We start from the raw sequence: 16,505 nt of genomic DNA on the forward strand, positions 1-16,505 counted from the left end.
CCCCTTGCCCCGTTGCCAATCCGTGCGACAGGCACCACCTGCGCAGCTTGCGTCAATCGAACAAATATGGAACATACCGAACAATGTCCCTCAACACGATTTCGGTGCGCGGCGCGCGCGAGCACAACCTCAAAGGCTTTGACATCGATCTGCCGCGCGATGCGCTGATCGTGATCACCGGCCTGTCGGGGTCGGGCAAATCCAGCCTGGCGTTCGATACGATCTATGCCGAAGGGCAGCGGCGCTATGTCGAAAGCCTGTCGGCCTATGCGCGCCAGTTTCTGGAAATGATGCAAAAGCCCGATGTCGAACATATCGACGGGCTGTCGCCGGCGATCTCGATCGAGCAAAAGACGACGAGTCGCAACCCGCGCTCGACGGTCGCCACGGTCACCGAAATCTACGACTACATGCGTCTGTTGTGGGCGCGCGTCGGCGTGCCCTATTCGCCCGCCACCGGCCTGCCGATTGCCGCGCAAACGGTCAGCCAGATGGTCGATCGCACGATGACCCTGCCCGAGGGCACGCGCGCCTTTCTGCTGGCGCCGGTGGTGCGCGGGCGCAAGGGCGAATACCGCAAGGAATTGGCCGAGTGGCAAAAGGCGGGCTATACCCGCGTGCGCATCGACGGCGAATTCTACGCGATCGAGGACGCGCCCACGCTCGACAAGAAGCTGAAGCATGACCTGGAAGTGGTCGTCGATCGCATCGCGGTGCGCGAAGGCATCGAAAGCCGGCTGGCCGACAGTTTTGAACAGGCGCTGAAGCTGGCCGATGGTCTGGCTTTTCTCGATCTGGCCGATGGCGTGGTGCCCGGCCGCGAAGACGAAGCCGAAGCGCAATCAAAGGGTCGCGCCAAGACGCTGAAAGGCACCGGCCTGCCGCCCAACCGCATCGTCTTCTCCGAAAAATTCGCCTGTCCGGTCAGCGGTTTCACGATCGAAAGCATCGAGCCGCGGCTGTTTTCGTTCAACGCGCCGCAAGGCGCCTGCCCGGCCTGCGACGGCCTGGGTGAAAAGCTGCTGTTCGACCCGCAGCTGGTCGTGCCCAACGAGCACCTGTCGCTTAAACAGGGTGCGATCGTGCCCTGGGCCAAATCCAATCCGCCCAGCCCCTATTACATGCAGGTTCTGGCCAGCCTGGCCGATCATTTCGGGTTCAAGCTGGATACGCCGTGGGACACGCTGCCCGGCGAGATCAAGCTGGTGATCCTTTATGGCACCGGGGGCAAAGCCGTTCCGCTGACCTTTATCGACGGGCGCAAGTCGTACACCGTGCAGAAATCGTTCGAAGGGGTGATCGGCAATCTCAACCGCCGCCTGCTGCAGACCGACAGCGCCTGGGTTAAGGAAGAGCTGGGCAAATTCCAGACCGCGCAGCCGTGCGAAACCTGTGAAGGCAAACGGCTCAAGCCCGAAGCGCTGGCGGTGAAAGTGGCCGGCGCCGACATTTCCAGCGTGACGCGGCTGTCGGTTGCGGCTGCGGTTGCCTGGTACGACGAGATCGATCAGCATCTGACCGCACAACAGCGCCAGATTGCGCGCGCGATCCTCAAGGAAATCAACGAACGGCTTGGCTTTCTCAACAATGTCGGGCTCGATTACCTCAATCTCGATCGCACCTCGGGCACGTTGTCGGGCGGGGAAAGCCAGCGCATTCGCCTGGCCAGCCAGATCGGTTCGGGCCTGTCGGGTGTGCTCTATGTGCTCGACGAACCGTCGATCGGGCTGCACCAGCGCGATAACGATCGCCTGCTCGAAACGCTGAAACGGCTGCGCGATCTGGGCAACACGGTGATCGTGGTCGAACACGATGAAGACGCGATCCGCACCGCCGACCATATCGTCGATCTGGGACCGGGTGCGGGCGTCCATGGTGGCGAGATCGTGGCACAGGGCACGCTGGCCGATATTCTGGCCAGCGAAGCCAGCCTGACCGGCCAGTATCTCAGCGGCACGCGCCGGATCGAGGTGCCCGTCACGCGCCGCCCCGGCAACGGCAAGGCGATCACGATCAAGGGCGCGCGCGCCAACAATCTGCGCGATGTCAGCGTGCGGATTCCGCTGGGCACCTTTGCCTGCGTGACCGGGGTGTCGGGATCGGGCAAGTCGTCGCTGATCATCGACACCTTGCAGGCGGGCGCGGCGCGCGTGCTGAACGGTGCGCGGGTCATCGCGGGCGCACACGATGCGATCACCGGCCTCGAATTCTGCGACAAGGTGATCGAGATCGACCAGTCGCCGATCGGTCGAACCCCCCGGTCAAACCCGGCCACCTATACCGGATCGTTCACGCTGATCCGCGACTGGTTCGCCGGATTACCCGAATCCGCGGCGCGCGGCTACAAGGCCGGCCGGTTCAGCTTCAACGTCAAGGGCGGCCGGTGCGAGGCGTGCCAGGGCGACGGGCTGATCAAGATCGAGATGCATTTCCTGCCCGATGTCTATGTCACCTGCGAACAATGCGACGGGCGGCGGTACAATCGCGAAACGCTCGAGGTAAAGTTCAAGGGCCATTCGATCGCCGATGTGCTCGACATGACGATCGAGGACGCGGTCGAATTCTTCAAGGCGGTGCCGCCGATCCGCGATCGCATGCACATGCTGGCCGAAGTCGGTCTGGGCTATGTCAAAGTGGGGCAACAGGCCACCACGCTGTCAGGCGGCGAAGCGCAGCGCGTGAAGCTGGCCAAGGAACTGGCGCGCCGGTCGACCGGACAGACGCTCTATATCCTCGACGAACCGACCACGGGGCTGCATTTCGAAGACGTGCGCAAATTGCTCGAAGTGCTGCACCGGCTGGTCGAACAGGGCAATTCGGTGGTGGTGATCGAACACAACCTCGATGTGATCAAGACCGCCGACTGGATCATCGACATGGGCCCCGAAGGTGGTGTGCGCGGCGGCATGGTCGTGGCCGAGGGCACGCCCGAGGTGGTGGCCGCCAATCCCGACAGCCACACCGGGTTCTATCTCAAGCCTTTGCTGTAACATGCCGTCACCCGGTCGGCGGGGACGGTTTTACAGCGCGAAAAACGCCAGAGTCTTGCGGTCCAGCACGCCGGTCGGTTTCAGGCCCACGCCGGCCTGAAACCCACGGATCGCCAGGGCGGCCTTGCCGGGGTCCTGCGCGTCGGCGGCGGTGTCCAGCAGGTGCAGCTGGACCAGCCGGTTGACGACAAGCTGGGCCACGATCGGGTCCAGCGGGGCGTCGCGCCGGGGCTGTGCAAACGCCGGGCCGGGTGCGCCGCTGGTGTCGAAACCCGGCGCGGCATCGGGTGGTGCTGCGGCAATCAGCAGCAGCGCCAGCAGCGCGCAATCAGCGCGTCGCACCACCGCGCCCACCCGTCGTTGCCGGATCATCGTCGGCTTTGGCCAACTGACGCAGGCCATTGCGCAGATCATCTTCGCCGATCGCGCCCGACACCATGATCGAATGGCCAAAGCGGTTGTCGCGCAGCGCGATCGCGGGGGTGCCCTCGATCCCGGCTTCATCGGCGGCTTTCATTTCGGCGGCGAGGCGCGCACTGGTCCGATCCGAGGTGGTGCAACCTGCCAGCTTGTCGCGATCGTGCGCGCCGGCGGCGCCGGCCATCGCCGCAACCGGATCATCGTGGCCGTCGCCTTCGCCGATGCCTTTGCCGTTGCTGCCAGTGCGCGCCATCCACGCGCCGAGAAAGCGGTAATAGCCCGCCGGTCCGGCCTGGTCGGCCACGCACAGCGCCGTTGATGAGGCCAGGATGGCGTTGGGTCCGTGGAACGGCAACGGGTACAACCGCACCACCAGATTGACGCGCCCCCCCGAGGTGTCGACCACGTTTTCGGGGTGCTTGCCCAGCAGCTTGCAATAGGGGCATTCGGGATCAAGCCAGATGATCACGCTGAACCGCGCGGTGGGCTTGCCGTAAAGCCTGTCCTGCTTGCCCACCGGGGCGACAAAGGGCGTTTCCATCCAGCCGACGGTGTCGTCCTGGTCCTGTGCCATGGCCATCGGGGCGGCCAGCGCCAGGCTGGCGGTGGCGGCGCCCTGCAACACCCATCGTAGCATCATCACGCGCGTCCTTGTCCGATCGAAATCATTCGGCGGGTTTTTCATGTTTGGTGGCCAAGCGCAATGACGCCCTCGGGCCTTTGCACGGAACACGCGCTGCTCTATACGGCGGAATATGGGACCGAATCTTGTCGTGCGCCGATTTGTGCGCCTGTGCCTGGCGGCGCTGGTCGCCTTTTTCCTGCCCGCTGCAGCGGTGCATGCGCAAACGCGCGGGCCGCTGGTGCTGGCGGCGGCAAGTCTGCAGGAATCGATGAATGCTGCCGCCGATGCCTGGGCGCGCCACCACCATCCGCGCCCGGTGTTGTCGTTTGCCGCGTCATCCGCGCTGGCACGCCAAATCGGTGCAGGGGGTGCTGCCGATCTGTTCGTGTCGGCCGACGAGGACTGGATGGATACATTGGCCAAGGCCGGCAAGATCGTGCCCGAAAGCCGCGTGTCATTCCTGTCGGGGGCATTGGTGATTGTCGCGCCTGCCGGGCGCGCGCTGACGTTGCATGCTGCGCCCGGGTTTGCGCTGGCCGCGGCATTGGGGGGCGGCAAGCTGGCGATGGCTGACCCCGATGCGGTGCCTGCCGGGCGCTACGGGCGCGCGGCACTGCAACATCTGAAAGTGTGGGATCAGGTTTCGGGCCAGGTGGCGCGCGCCGAAAACGTGCGCGCAGCGCTGGCGCTGGTGGCGCACGGCGCGGCGCCGCTGGGCATTGTCTATGCCACCGATGCCATGGCCGAGCCGGCGGTGCACACAGTGGCGGTGTTTCCGGCCGACAGCCATGCACCGATCACGTATCCGATCGCGCGGCTGCGCGCATCGACCAACCCCGATGCGGAAGGATTCCGCCGGTTCCTGCTGTCGGGTGAAGCCAAGGCAATTTTCCGCCATTACGGGTTCGTCACGCGCTGATGCTGTTGTCGCCGGATGAATGGGGCATTGTCGGTCTGTCGCTGCAGGTCAGTGGCTGCGCCATTCTGGGTGCGCTGCCGGTGGCGTTTGCGCTGGCCTATGTGCTGGCGCGCGTGCGCTTTGCCGGCAAGATCGTGGTCGATGCGCTGGTACACCTGCCGCTGGTGCTGCCCCCGGTGGTGGTCGGCTGGGTGCTGCTGATTGCCTTTGCCCCATCGGGACCGTTGGGCGCACCTCTGGCGCGCTGGTTCGGCGTGTCGTTGCTGTTCCGCTGGACCGGCGCGGCGCTGGCCGCGGCCATCATGGCGCTGCCCTTGATGGTGCGATCCATCCGGCTTTCGCTCGAGGCGATCGATCCCCGGCTCGAACAGGCGGCGCGCACGCTGGGGGCGGGGCGGCTTGACCGCTTTTTCACGATCGTGCTGCCGCTGGCGCGGCCCGGCGTGCTGGCCGCACTGGTGCTGGGGTTTGCGCGATCGCTGGGTGAATTCGGCGCTACGATTACCTTTGTGTCGAATGTGCCTGGCGAAACCGCAACGCTGCCGCTGGCGATCTATTCCGCGCTGCAAGTGCCGGGGGCCGAGGCCACAGTGTGGCGGCTGGCGCTGGTGTCGGTGGTGCTGTCGCTGGGCGCGCTGATCGCGTCCGAATGGCTGGTCCGGCGGGGATTGAGCCGCGATCATGCCACACCGGGGCACGACAGCCATGTCCTTTGATATCGCGCTGCAGGTGCGCCGCGGGCCGCGCACGATCGCCTGCAGCTTTGCCACCGGCACGGGCATCACCGCGCTGTGCGGCCCTTCGGGCGCGGGCAAGTCCAGCGTGCTGGCGGCGATTGCCGGCCTGCTTGCCCCGACACAAGGGCACGTTGTGGCGGGCGGCGCAACGCTGTTCGACAGCGCGCGCGGGATTGCCGTGCCCGCACAGCATCGCGCCTGTGGCCTGGTGTTCCAGGACTTGCGGCTGTTTCCGCACCTCGGCGTCGAGGCCAACTTGCGCTATGGCGAGCGGCGCGCGCCGCCGGCGCGGCGGGTGATCGAATTTGCCGATGCCGTCCGCCTGCTCGATATCGGGCATTTGCTGGCGCGGCGTCCCGCCACGCTGTCGGGTGGCGAGGCGCAGCGCGTGGCGATCGGCCGCGCGCTGCTGTCGGGCCCGCGCTTCATGCTGCTCGATGAACCGCTGGCCGCGCTCGATGTGCGATTGCGCGACGGCGTGATCGATCTGATCGCGCGGATCCACCGCCAGTTCGATCTGCCGATGATCCTGGTCAGCCATGCGCCCGATGACGTGGCGCGCCTGGCCGATCATGTCGTGATGCTCGGTCAGGACCCCGCGAGCGCCTGGTCCGCGCCCAGAACCGGCACGGCCAGCGAAGGCTGCGCGGGCTGATCGCGAAACCGGATCGGCGGACCCAGATGTCGCCGGCCCAGATCGTCGGTCAGGACAAAGCCGCGCGCGGCGATCTGTTCATCGTCCAGCGCCTGCGGATAGGTGTTCACCCGGCCCCAGCACAGATTGAGCCGGTCGAGCAGCGCGCCCGCCGCATCCACCGTCTGGCCTGCAAAGAACGCAGCCAGCAGGTCAACCACGGGTTGCTGATGCGGCCCGGGTTCGCTGCACAACGGGGCAAGATCGGGGCGTTCGAGTTCGTCCAGCAGCGCGGCTGCGAATTTCGGTTCTTGCCCCGCCAGCGCCAGCCGGCCATCGGCGCAGGCGTACCAGCGATAGAACGCGGCGCCCCCGGTGGTCCGCTCGTGCGCCACGACCGGCTGGCGCCCCTCGGCCATGGTCGGCCCGATCACATTGGCGGTGGCTGAAAGCAGTGCCTCGTGCATCGCAATGTCGATCCTGTCGCCGCGCCCGGTCTGCGTGCGGGCATAAAGCGCCATCAGCACCGCCGACAGGCCGTGCAGCGCCGACAGATAATCCGACAGCGGCAGCGCGGGCATGGCGGGTGTGCCATCGGGCGCGCAATTTGCGCCCAGCACCCCGGTCAGGGCCGCAAGCGCCAGATCGTGTGCGGCGCGCCCGCCGCGCGGGCCGTCCTGGCCAAAGGCGCTGATTGCGCAATAGATCAGCCGCGGGTTGCGCGCCGCCAGTGTGTCGTAATCGATGCCCAGCCGTCGGGCGACACCGGGTCGGTTGGATTCGATCACCACGTCGGCGCTGTCGGCCAGGCGCAGAAACGCGGCATGATCAACCGGTGCCTTCAGATCGAGCACCACGCTTTTCTTGCCGCGGTTGAAATTGCGGAAATAGACCGTGTCGGCCCCGTCTTTCAGCCCGATGTGCCGCGTGTGATCGCCACCGGGCGCCTCGATCTTGATCACTTCGGCACCATGGTCGGCCATTGCCATGGTCAGATAGGGGCCGGGGATATAGCTCGTCAGATCGAGCACCCGCACGCCGGTCAGTTTCATGCCTGTCTCCCTTGCAGTGCCACCATGGCGGCGCGGCAAGGGTGTTTCAAGCGATCGGCTATATTTCCAGCTGGCTGCCCAGTTCGATCACGCGGTTGGTGGGCAGGCGGAAGAACTGCATCGCGCTTTCGGCGTTGCGGATCATCCACGCAAACAGCTTTTCGCGCCACAGCGCCATGCCCGGACGCTTCGATGCAATCAGCGTCTGGCGCGCGAGGAAATAGCTGGTTTCCATCGGCTTGAACGGGCCGCCCGCGCGTGTTTCGGCGGCCAGTTCGGCGGGCACGTTGGCTTCGTCCATGAAACCGATGGTGATGATCATGCGGTAAAACCCGTGGCCGATCGCTTCGACCATGCGGCGCGCTTCATCGGGCACATGCGGCACGCCATCGGTCACCACGGTCAGGATCACCACGCGTTCGTGCAGGATGTGGTTGTGCTTCAGATTGTGCAGCAGGGCCGGCGGAATGCCTTCGGCGGTCGATGCCAGAAACACCGATGTTCCGGGCACCCGGCGCACTTTGTCGCAGACCGAATTGAGGAACAGGTCGAACGGCATCGAATCCTCGGCCAGACGTTCGCGCAGGATGCGGCGCCCGCTGGCCCAGGTGGTCAGGACAATGAACACTACCGTGGCGATCAGCAGCGGGAACCACCCGCCATCGGGGATCTTGGTCACGTTCGACGCGAAATAGGCGCCATCAACCACCAGGAACACGCCGGTCATCAGCGTGGCGGGCAACCAGTGCCATTTCCACACGGCAAAGGTCAGGATACCAAGCATACAGGCGGTGATGAACATCGTGCCCGTCACCGCGATGCCATAGGCCGAGGCCAGATTGTCCGACGATTTGAATCCGACCACCAGCAATAGCACCAGCGCCAGCAACAGCCAGTTGACCAGCGGCACATAGATCTGCCCCGCCGCTTTCGCACTGGTGTGCAGGATGCGGATGCGCGGCAGGAAACCCAGTTGGATCGCCTGTTGCGAAATCGAATAGGCGCCCGAAATCACCGCCTGGCTGGCGATGATCGTGGCCGCGGTCGACAGGATCACCAGCGGCAGGCGCGCCCATTCGGGCGCCATCAGGAAAAACGGGTTCTCGATCAGCTTTGGATTGCGCAGCAGCAACGCCGACTGGCCGAGGTAATTGACGATCAGGCAGGGAAACGCCACCGTCAGCCATGACAGCATGATCGCCTTGCGTCCGAAATGGCCCATATCGGCATACAGTGCTTCGGCCCCGGTTACCGCCAGGATCACCGAGCCAAGCGCGAGAAAGGCCAGCATCGGGTCGAGCATGAAGAATTGCACCGCATAGACCGGATTGACCGACCACAGGATTTCCGGCGCGGCCATGATGCCCATCACCCCCAGCACCGCGATAACCGCAAAATAGACCAGCATGACCGGGCCGAACAGCTTGCCCACCGCGGCAGTGCCGCGCGCCTGGATCGCAAACAGCCCGATCAGGATGACGATTGAAATCGGCAGCACCAGTTCCTTGAACGCGGGCTGCACCACTTCCAGCCCTTCGACCGCCGACAGCACCGACATCGCCGGCGTGATGATCGCATCGCCATAGAACAGCGCGGTGGCGATGATCCCCAGCATCACGGTCAGCGCGGTCCAGCGGGTTTCCCCCAGGCGTCGGCCGATCAAGGCCAGCAGCGCCAGGCTGCCGCCTTCGCCCTTGTTGTCGGCATTCAGGATGACAAACACGTACTTGATCGTGACGATCAGCATCATCGTCCAGAAAATCAGCGACAGCACGCCATAGATATGCGCCGGATCGACCGCCAGCGGATGCGGACCGGTAAAGCTGACCTTCAGCGAATACAGCGGGCTGGTGCCGATATCGCCAAACACCACGCCGATTGCGCCGATCGCCAGCGTGCTCAGGCTTTCGCGGTGATGATGGCCGCTGTCGCCCGCAACTGCGGAAGAATCGGCGGTGGACGGGGCTGCGGGAATCGGATCGGTCATCGGCGCGCCGCTACGCCCGCATCACGCCATGGTGAAGGATCTTTACGGGTTCTTTATGGGCATGGACGCGGTCATGTCTGCGACAGGGCGATCGTTTGCTCTGCCAGGCCGGTTTGTGCGCGGAACAGGGCACTCGACATGGCTCGGGATCGGGCGCAATCGTCACCGCGTGCCCGACCTTGCCAACCCTGCCACAGGCATCCCCCTTTCCGCCGCACCGGTCGCGACCTTTGACGTGGCGCAAGATCGCGGTGACGTGACCGGTTGGCTGGTGTCGTTGCTGCTGATTTCCGCGGTTACCGTTCTGGGCGGAGTGCTGGCCCAACATGGCAACGATGCCGATATCAGCATGTTGTACCTGATCCCGGTGATCTATGCCGGCACGCGGCATGGTCTGGGTACCGGGCTTGGCACCGGGCTGGCAGCGGCGCTGGCCTATGACTTTTTTTTCGTGCCGCCGTTTTACAGTTTTGTCATCACCGACCCGTCGCATGTCGTATCGATGGTCATCCTGATCGGGGCGGCGGTGGTGTGCAGCCAGTTGGGCGGGCAGGTGCGGCACCAGGCGCGGCTGGCCCAGGCCAATGCCGATCGCAATGGCGCGCTGGCCGGATTTGCGCGCATGCTGATGGCGATCAACCGCCGCGAAGACCTGTGGTGGCTGCTGGCGCGCGAAATCGGCCGATTGCTCGATGTGCGCACGGTGGTGCTGGCCCCCGATCCCCCGGGCGAGGGCGGACGGAGGCTGGTGGTCAAGGCGGCACTGCCGCCGCGCGATGCGCTTGACCTGATCGACGGGGTCGCGGCGCGCTGGGCATTTGACACCTCGCGGCCCAGCGGGCCGGGCAGCGACAGCATGGCGGTATCCGAATGGCATTTCCATCCGGTGTGCGGCGGCAATGTCGCGCACGCCGTTCTGGGCGTTGGCCGCGATGATGCGCGCGCACCGCTGGCCCCCGATCAGGCTCCGTTGCTGGCCAGTCTGCTCGATCAGGCGGGGCTGGCGCTGGCGCGCATCGCGGCCGAAGAGGATATGCTGCGGCTGGGGAAAGTGCAGGAACGCGATCGGCTGCGCGCGGCATTGTTGTCGTCGATCGGGCACGACTTGCGCACGCCGCTGACCACGGTGCTTGGCATGTTGCGCGCCATCCATCCCGCAAACGAGGGCCAACGCGCGCAGCTGGACACCGCGCGGGGTGAGGCAGAACGGCTTGACCGGTTTGTCGCCAATCTGATCGACATGGTGCGGATCGAAACCGGGGGGCTTGAGCGCGTGGCCGAACCGGTTGACCTGAACGAGGCGGTGACGGCTGCGATTGATGACCTGCGCCGCGTGCTGGGCGGGCATGCGATCGTGGTCGATGTGGCGCGCGATCTGCCGCTGGTCATGGCCGACCCGGTGCTGTTGCACCATTGCCTGATCAATCTGGTCGACAATGCGGCCAAACACGGGCGCGACGACGGCACCGTAACAGTGCGCGCGCGCGCCGCGGGAGAGGGGCTGGCGCTGGCCGTCATCGACGAAGGCCCGGGTATTCGCAGCGGCGAAGAACAGCGCGTGTTCGGCATGTTTACCAGGCTTGAAGGATCGGACCGGCGCGGCGGCACCGGGCTGGGCCTTGCCATCGTCAAGGGCTTTGCCCAGGCCATGGGCATGGAAGTCGCAGCCGCCAACCGCACGCCGGGTGACGATGGCAAGGCCCGTGGCGCCGTGTTTACCCTGCTGATCCCGCCCGAAAATCTGCGCCGGGTCGAAGGAACGATATGATGCGCGAACCGATGCGCGTGCTGGTGATCGATGACGAGGCGCCGATCCGCGCGCTGTTGCGCCAGGCGCTCGAACCGGCGGGCTACCGCGTGACCGAGGCGGGCGATGCCGCAGCTGCGCTGGCTGCCGCACAGGCCGCCATGCCGCACGTGGTGCTGCTCGATCTGGGGTTGCCCGATCGCGACGGGCTGGATCTGATCGCGCCGCTGCGGCAGGCGGGATCGACCGTGCTGGTGGTTTCGGCGCGCGATGCCACCGCGCAAAAGGTGGCGGCGCTCGACCGCGGCGCAGACGACTATGTGACCAAACCGTTCGATACCGACGAGGTGCTGGCGCGCGTGCGCACGGCTCTGCGCCACCGCGCGGGCCCCGATGTGCTGACGATGCCGCTGCGGTTCGATGATATCGAGATCGACCTGGCCGCGCGCATGGTGCGCAAGGCCGGGGCCGAGGTGCATCTGGCGCCCAAGGAATTTGCATTGCTGGCGGAACTGGCGATCAATGCCGGCAAAGTCGTGACCCACACCCAGCTGCTGCGTACCGTCTGGGGCCCGGGCCACGAAACCGATGTCGAGTATTTGCGCGTCGCCGCGCGCGGTATCCGGCGCAAACTGGAAAGCGATGCCGAGGCGACGTCGCGCATCCGCAACGAACCGGGCGTCGGCTATCGCCTGGTCATCGGTCCGGCGTCTTGATCGGGCGCAGCGGCAGGATCGCGGCCGGGGCGCGGGGCATTGCCGGGCGTCGTAATGCCATCGAGCGCACGCAGCAGCGGGGTCACCAGCGGCAGATCATCCTGGTGGCGCACTTTGTCGAGGTGGCGGGTGTCGTCATAGCGAGGCTCGCCCGGCAGCAGTGCCGCCGGTTCCATCGCGCCGATCAGCGCCATGATCCGCGCGGCATCGATCGTGGCATTCGCCTGGGCCTGGTTGGCGGCGTTGCGCACATTGAGCAGTTCAAGCGCCACCTGCAGCACGTCGAACGTGGTAATCTGGCCGGCGCGTAGCTGGATCAGCGCACCATCATAGGCGGCCTGCGCGGCGCGAACGGCTGCGGTATAGCGCGCGGCCGAGGCCTGTTGCGCCCGCCAGTCGTTCCACGCCGCCGCGATCACTGCGCGCGTGTCGCGCGTTGCCGCATCGATCAGGCGCCAGTCGGAATCGTTGGCGGCCACGGCATCGGCGATCTGGGTGCGGCGCATGCCGCTTTCAAAAATTGGCCCGGTGATCACCACGCTGGCGATTTCCTCGTTATAACGGGCATACGTGTCATAGGGGCTTTGGCTGGCGTAAAGCGCGGTGGCGCGCAGATCGACCCGCGGCAACAGATTGGCCCGCGCCGCCGCAATGCCGGCGCGTGACACGCGTTCGCGTTCGTGCGCGGCCAGGATCACCGGGCTGTGCGCTTCGGCAAAGGCAAACGCATCGTCCAGCGTTGCCACGGGCACAGGCAGGGCCGGCGCCGGGTCCAGCACGGGTGCCGGGCGCATGCCGACCTTCTGGACGAAAGCGGCTTCGCTGCTGGCGGCGGCGCTTTGTGCGGCATAGACTTGCGCCTCGGCCTCGGCGCTGCGCGTGGCAACCAGGTCAAGGTCGGTGGCGGTTATCTCGTGCGCATGCAGGCGTATGCTGTCGGCCTGCCATTCGCGGGCGAGTGCGGCCTGGTTGTCCTGCGCGATCGCTACCGCGGCACGATCGCGGATCACCCCGGCATAGGCCGCCAAAGCATCGAACAGCGCCTGTTGTTCGGTCTGGCGCAGCACCTGTTTCTGCCACGCGCGTTGCGCCGCCGCGCCGCGTTCGGCAGCAAAATTGCGGCCAAAGGTGAACAGCGGCATGGTCAGCACCGCCATTGCCGAATTGCTCCACCCCCAACTGGTGGTGGGCGTGATCTGGCCCAGTTGCTGTTGCAGCGCGGTCGGATTGTATCGATCGCGCTGCCACCCGGCCATCAACTGGTAATCGAGTTGCACGCCATAGGCGGCGCGCGCCTCGGCGATGCGGTAATCGCTGCTTTTCAGCAACGCGCGCTGCGCCAGCACCGCGGGGCTGGTCCAATAGGCCAGTGCCAGCGCAGAGTGCCAGGTGCCCACCGGCAAATCCGCGAGGGCTGCGGCGCGGATGGCAGACGGGGTTTCAGGCGGCAGGGCAATTGCCCGACGCGGAGCCGCGGGGCCGTCATCGTCATCGTGATCCGCTGCGGCCTGGTCATCAATCGGGCCGTAACGGGCCCGGGTGGTATCCGCTGCACGCAGCGGTTCATGCAGGCACAACAGGCTGGCGAACAAGATCAGCACGATCGGGCGCATGGTCTAAGGATCGCGAAACGCGCGAGCGAGCTGGTCACGCAGCGGTCTTATCAGATAGGACAGCAGCGATCGGCTGCCGCTGGCGATATGCACCTCGGCGGGCAGTCCGCTTTTGAGATCGGGCGTGCCGCCGGGCCTGCGATCGAGCGCGATCTGCACCTGGTACCAGGCTTGTCCATGTTCGACGTTGTCGGTGCGGTCGGCCGCGACATAGATCACCCGTCCGGCCAGTTCGGGGGTTGCGGCGCGGTTCAGGCCCGACAGACGCACGCGGGCGATATCGCCCGGGTGGACATGGTCGATATCGGCCGGGCTGATCCGCGCCTCCACCACCATGGCGTCGTGGTCGGGCACAATGTCCATCACCGGTTCGGCCGGGCGGATCACCTCGCCGGCAGAAGCGACCGTCAATTTGTCGACGGTGCCATCGCATGGTGCACGCAAATCGCTGCGTTCGCGGCTGTCGCTGGCGGTGACGCTGCGGATCTGCTGCTGATTGAGTGTGGCGTTGATCGCAGCCAGCTCGTTGCCTGCCGCCACGCGGCGGCTTTGCCCCACCTGGATCGCCTGTTCCTGCGCCTCGGTGATCCGCGCGCGGGTCTGGGCAATCTGCGCCTCCATCGCCCCGATCGATCCGTCGAGGTCGGCCGCGCTGCGATCAAGCTGGTTCATCCGGCTGATCGTGACCAGCTGCCTGTCCCACAGATCGCGCACGCCCTGGCGTTCGCGCTCGATCAACCGGCGTTGTTCCTGTAGCGCGGCGATCTGCGCGGCAAACCCCCGGATCTGCGCCTGGTCCTGTGCGATCCGCGCCGCAAGCTGCGCCTGCAGGCCCGCGGTTTCGGTCCGGTGCAGTGCCATCAGACGACGTTCGTCGGCCATCGCCCGTGGCGCGGACGGGCCGGTTGCACCGGCCAGCTCTGCGGGAAACGCAATGGCCGACCGACCCAGCCGCTCGGCCTCGGCGCGCGCCTTTTGCGCCAGCAGTTGTTCGACAGTCAGCTCTGACAGGTGCGCATCGGCACCGCTGACGCGGTCATCCAGGCGCAGCAGGACCTGTCCCGTGCGCACGTGATCGCCATTGTGAACCAGCACTGCGGAAATCACGCCGCCGGTGGGGTGGGCCACGCGTTTGACCCGTTTCTGCACCACAATCTGGCCGGCGGCGATCACCGCGCCGCCGATCGGGCAGGTTGCCGCCAAGACCGTCAACAGGACAAAGACCGCGCTGATCGACAGCAGCAGCCGTCGCAGCCTGGCGGGTGGCGCAATGCCGCCGTCGTGGGCCTGCCACGGCTGTGGAAACGTGTTGCCCGCCGGCCTGGCGCTGGTCATGCGGCCTGTCCGGCGCGATCGCAGCCGACGGGACGCAAGGCATCGCCGCCGATACGTTGCAGCACCGCGTCACGCGATCCAAAATCGATCAGCCGGCCCTGTTGCATTACCGCCATATGCGTGGCCGGGCCCAGCGTTGCCGGACGATGCGTGATCATCACCACGATCCCGCCGCGCCGCCGCACGGCGTCCACTGCATCGGCCAGCGCGGCATCGCCGCTGGCGTCCAGATTGGAATTGGCCTCGTCCAGCACCAGCAGGAACGGATTGCCATAAAGCGCGCGCGCAAGGCCCACGCGTTGGCGCTGTCCCGCCGACAGTTCGCCGCCGCCTGCGCCGACGCGTGTGTCATATCCGTCGGGCAGCGCCAGAATGGTCTCGTGCATTCCCGCCGCACGTGCTGCGGCAATGACATCGGCCGATCCCGCCGCAGGATCGAACCGGGCGATGTTTTCGCCGATCGTGCCGTCGATCAGATCGATCGTTTGCGGCACATAGCCGAAATGGCGGCCCAAAGCCTGCGCATCCCACTGATCCAGTGTGGCGCCATCGATCCGCACTTCGCCGCGCGCTGGTGCCGACAGTCCCAGCATGGCGCGCACCAGACTGGTCTTGCCGGCGGCGCTGGGGCCGACCAGGGCCAGGACCTGCCCGGATTGCACAGTCATACTGACGCCCTGCACGGCAAACCGCGCCGCACCCGGTGGGGCGATCCACAGATCGCGCACTGCAAGCTCGGCGCGAGGAGGATCCAGCAGTACCGCACGTGGCGGGGGATCGTGCCATGCGGCCATGCCAGCCACCACCCGCGCCCAACCGGCGCGCGCTGCAATCAGGCCGCGCCAGTTGGCGATGGCATGGTCAACCGGCGCCAGCGCCCGCCCCGACAGGACAGAGGAGGCCAGGATGACACCGCCGCTGGCGTGCCCGCCGATGACCAGCAAGGCACCGATCGTCAGGACCAGCGATTGCAACACCATGCGAAAGGTCCGGCTGGCCCCGCCCAGCCGCGCCATGGTCCGTGCCAGCCCCGATTGCGCGGCAAGAAAATCGCGCTCCCATTGCTGCGTGCGCGCCATCAGCCGGTCGCGCATGCCCATCGCCCGGGCCACATCGGCAAAGCGCACTTCGGCCATGGCCGCTGCGGCGCGGCGCCCGGTGATAGTGGCCAGTTCGCGCGATCCGGCCTGGGTCCGAAGGTTGGACCACAGCGCCAGCGCGCCCATCACCAGCGTTCCGCCCAGTGCCGTCAGCCCCAGCCAGACATGCAGGCCCAGCAGCACCGCCATGAACAGCACAACCCAGGGCAGATCGATCAGCGCAACCGGCCCCGATCCGGCCAGGAACGCGTGGATCGCATCAAGATCGCGGATGAATTGCAGCCCGTCATCGCGGTCGGTCGGCTGGGCCTGCGCCCGGTTCAGGGTGGCGCGGTGCAGGCCGGCAAACAGATCATCATGCACCGCGTTGGCCAGGCCCAGCAGAAATTCCGCGCGGATCGCCTCGAACAGGGCCTGAAACAGATAGACCATGGCAAGCATGGCAAACAGTGCCACCAGCGTCGGCACACTGCGACTGGGCAGCACCGAATCATAAACCAGCACCATGTAGGCAGAGCCCGCAAAGACCAGCAGGTTGATCAGCACGCTGGCCATCGCAACCATCCCCAGATGGCCGCGATAGCGCTGCACAAACAGTGTCAGGACATGCCAATCCACGCAGCCAAACTT

13 protein-coding genes are annotated in these 16,505 nt (G+C 66.2%); 6 read left to right on the forward strand and 7 right to left on the reverse strand.

What is annotated here, in order from left to right; genetic code table 11:
- The first annotated feature begins 83 nt into the window (after nt 1-83).
- Nucleotides 84-2,990 (forward strand): excinuclease ABC subunit UvrA, encoded by a 2,907-nt coding sequence (uvrA, locus tag G404_RS0109550; RefSeq protein ID WP_028640880.1) that lies wholly within the window; start codon nt 84-86, stop codon nt 2,988-2,990.
- 30 nt (nt 2,991-3,020) lie between these two features.
- On the opposite strand, the gene G404_RS0109555 is transcribed toward uvrA, so the two are convergent.
- Both G404_RS0109555 and G404_RS18690 read right to left on the reverse strand, forming a co-directional pair.
- A complete protein-coding gene (locus G404_RS0109555; RefSeq protein ID WP_211230760.1) occupies nt 3,021-3,362 on the reverse strand; it encodes a peptidoglycan-binding protein in 342 nt (113 codons plus the stop codon).
- Nucleotides 3,319-4,050, reverse strand: coding sequence for a DsbA family protein (locus G404_RS18690; RefSeq protein ID WP_051280496.1), 732 nt, complete (start codon nt 4,048-4,050; stop codon nt 3,319-3,321). The genes G404_RS0109555 and G404_RS18690 overlap by 44 nt, the downstream gene beginning before the upstream one ends.
- 115 nt (nt 4,051-4,165) lie before the next feature.
- Between G404_RS18690 and modA the strand changes: the two genes are divergently transcribed.
- Genes modA through G404_RS18700 form a run of 3 tightly spaced genes read left to right on the forward strand, consistent with a single transcriptional unit; the run spans nt 4,166 to nt 6,346 of the window.
- Nucleotides 4,166-4,954, forward strand: coding sequence for a molybdate ABC transporter substrate-binding protein (gene modA / locus G404_RS0109565; RefSeq protein WP_051280467.1), 789 nt, complete (start codon nt 4,166-4,168; stop codon nt 4,952-4,954).
- Between the two features lie 2 nt (nt 4,955-4,956).
- Nucleotides 4,957-5,670 (forward strand): molybdate ABC transporter permease subunit, encoded by a 714-nt coding sequence (modB, locus tag G404_RS18695; protein ID WP_051280498.1) that lies wholly within the window; start codon nt 4,957-4,959, stop codon nt 5,668-5,670.
- A complete protein-coding gene (locus G404_RS18700) occupies nt 5,660-6,346 on the forward strand; it encodes an ATP-binding cassette domain-containing protein (RefSeq protein WP_084601218.1) in 687 nt (228 codons plus the stop codon). The genes modB and G404_RS18700 overlap by 11 nt, the downstream gene beginning before the upstream one ends.
- On the opposite strand, the gene G404_RS0109580 is transcribed toward G404_RS18700, so the two are convergent.
- Together G404_RS0109580 and G404_RS0109585 are read right to left on the reverse strand one after the other, a co-directional pair.
- On the reverse strand, nt 6,280-7,377 hold the full coding sequence (locus G404_RS0109580) for a CaiB/BaiF CoA transferase family protein (protein WP_036520989.1): 1,098 nt from the start codon (nt 7,375-7,377) through the stop codon (nt 6,280-6,282). The genes G404_RS18700 and G404_RS0109580 overlap by 67 nt on opposite strands.
- Nucleotides 7,378-7,435: 58 nt before the next feature.
- Nucleotides 7,436-9,364 carry a potassium transporter Kup gene (locus G404_RS0109585; RefSeq protein ID WP_028640884.1) on the reverse strand — a complete coding sequence of 643 codons (1,929 nt, stop codon included), beginning with the start codon at nt 9,362-9,364 and terminating at the stop codon, nt 7,436-7,438.
- A gap of 169 nt (nt 9,365-9,533) precedes the next feature.
- Here G404_RS0109585 and G404_RS18705 point away from each other — a divergent pair, with 169 nt between their 5' ends.
- On the forward strand, nt 9,534-11,132 hold the full coding sequence (locus G404_RS18705; RefSeq protein ID WP_211230761.1) for a DUF4118 domain-containing protein: 1,599 nt from the start codon (nt 9,534-9,536) through the stop codon (nt 11,130-11,132).
- Nucleotides 11,132-11,827: a response regulator gene (locus tag G404_RS0109595; RefSeq protein ID WP_028640885.1), complete on the forward strand. Its 696-nt coding sequence runs from the start codon at nt 11,132-11,134 to the stop codon at nt 11,825-11,827. Before G404_RS18705 ends, G404_RS0109595 begins: the two co-directional genes overlap by 1 nt.
- On the opposite strand, the gene G404_RS18710 is transcribed toward G404_RS0109595, so the two are convergent.
- Genes G404_RS18710 through G404_RS0109610 form a run of 3 tightly spaced genes read right to left on the reverse strand, consistent with a single transcriptional unit; the run spans nt 11,797 to nt 16,493 of the window.
- Nucleotides 11,797-13,428 carry a TolC family protein gene (locus tag G404_RS18710; protein ID WP_245584470.1) on the reverse strand — a complete coding sequence of 544 codons (1,632 nt, stop codon included), beginning with the start codon at nt 13,426-13,428 and terminating at the stop codon, nt 11,797-11,799. The genes G404_RS0109595 and G404_RS18710 overlap by 31 nt on opposite strands.
- A gap of 15 nt (nt 13,429-13,443) precedes the next feature.
- Nucleotides 13,444-14,775 (reverse strand): HlyD family type I secretion periplasmic adaptor subunit, encoded by a 1,332-nt coding sequence (locus G404_RS0109605; protein ID WP_051280471.1) that lies wholly within the window; start codon nt 14,773-14,775, stop codon nt 13,444-13,446.
- Nucleotides 14,772-16,493 carry a type I secretion system permease/ATPase gene (locus G404_RS0109610; protein WP_036520991.1) on the reverse strand — a complete coding sequence of 574 codons (1,722 nt, stop codon included), beginning with the start codon at nt 16,491-16,493 and terminating at the stop codon, nt 14,772-14,774. The genes G404_RS0109605 and G404_RS0109610 overlap by 4 nt, the downstream gene beginning before the upstream one ends.
- Nucleotides 16,494-16,505: the final 12 nt, after the last annotated feature.

Origin of the sequence: Novosphingobium acidiphilum DSM 19966 (assembly GCF_000429005.1) — a bacterium.
Lineage (GTDB): Bacteria > Pseudomonadota > Alphaproteobacteria > Sphingomonadales > Sphingomonadaceae > Novosphingobium > Novosphingobium acidiphilum.

What these genes read in the sequence shown, in the direction of transcription:
- G404_RS0109585 (WP_028640884.1), bottom strand. Translation starts at nt 9,364, where the DNA reads ATGACCGATCCGATTCCCGCAGCCCCGTCCACCGCCGATTCTTCCGCA.
- modA (WP_051280467.1), top strand. Translation starts at nt 4,166, where the DNA reads ATGGGACCGAATCTTGTCGTGCGCCGATTTGTGCGCCTGTGCCTGGCG.
- G404_RS0109605 (WP_051280471.1), bottom strand. Translation starts at nt 14,775, where the DNA reads ATGACCAGCGCCAGGCCGGCGGGCAACACGTTTCCACAGCCGTGGCAG.
- G404_RS0109580 (WP_036520989.1), bottom strand. Translation starts at nt 7,377, where the DNA reads ATGAAACTGACCGGCGTGCGGGTGCTCGATCTGACGAGCTATATCCCC.
- G404_RS18690 (WP_051280496.1), bottom strand. Translation starts at nt 4,050, where the DNA reads ATGATGCTACGATGGGTGTTGCAGGGCGCCGCCACCGCCAGCCTGGCG.
- G404_RS0109555 (WP_211230760.1), bottom strand. Translation starts at nt 3,362, where the DNA reads ATGATCCGGCAACGACGGGTGGGCGCGGTGGTGCGACGCGCTGATTGC.
- G404_RS18700 (WP_084601218.1), top strand. Translation starts at nt 5,660, where the DNA reads ATGTCCTTTGATATCGCGCTGCAGGTGCGCCGCGGGCCGCGCACGATC.
- G404_RS0109595 (WP_028640885.1), top strand. Translation starts at nt 11,132, where the DNA reads ATGCGCGAACCGATGCGCGTGCTGGTGATCGATGACGAGGCGCCGATC.
- uvrA (WP_028640880.1), top strand. Translation starts at nt 84, where the DNA reads ATGTCCCTCAACACGATTTCGGTGCGCGGCGCGCGCGAGCACAACCTC.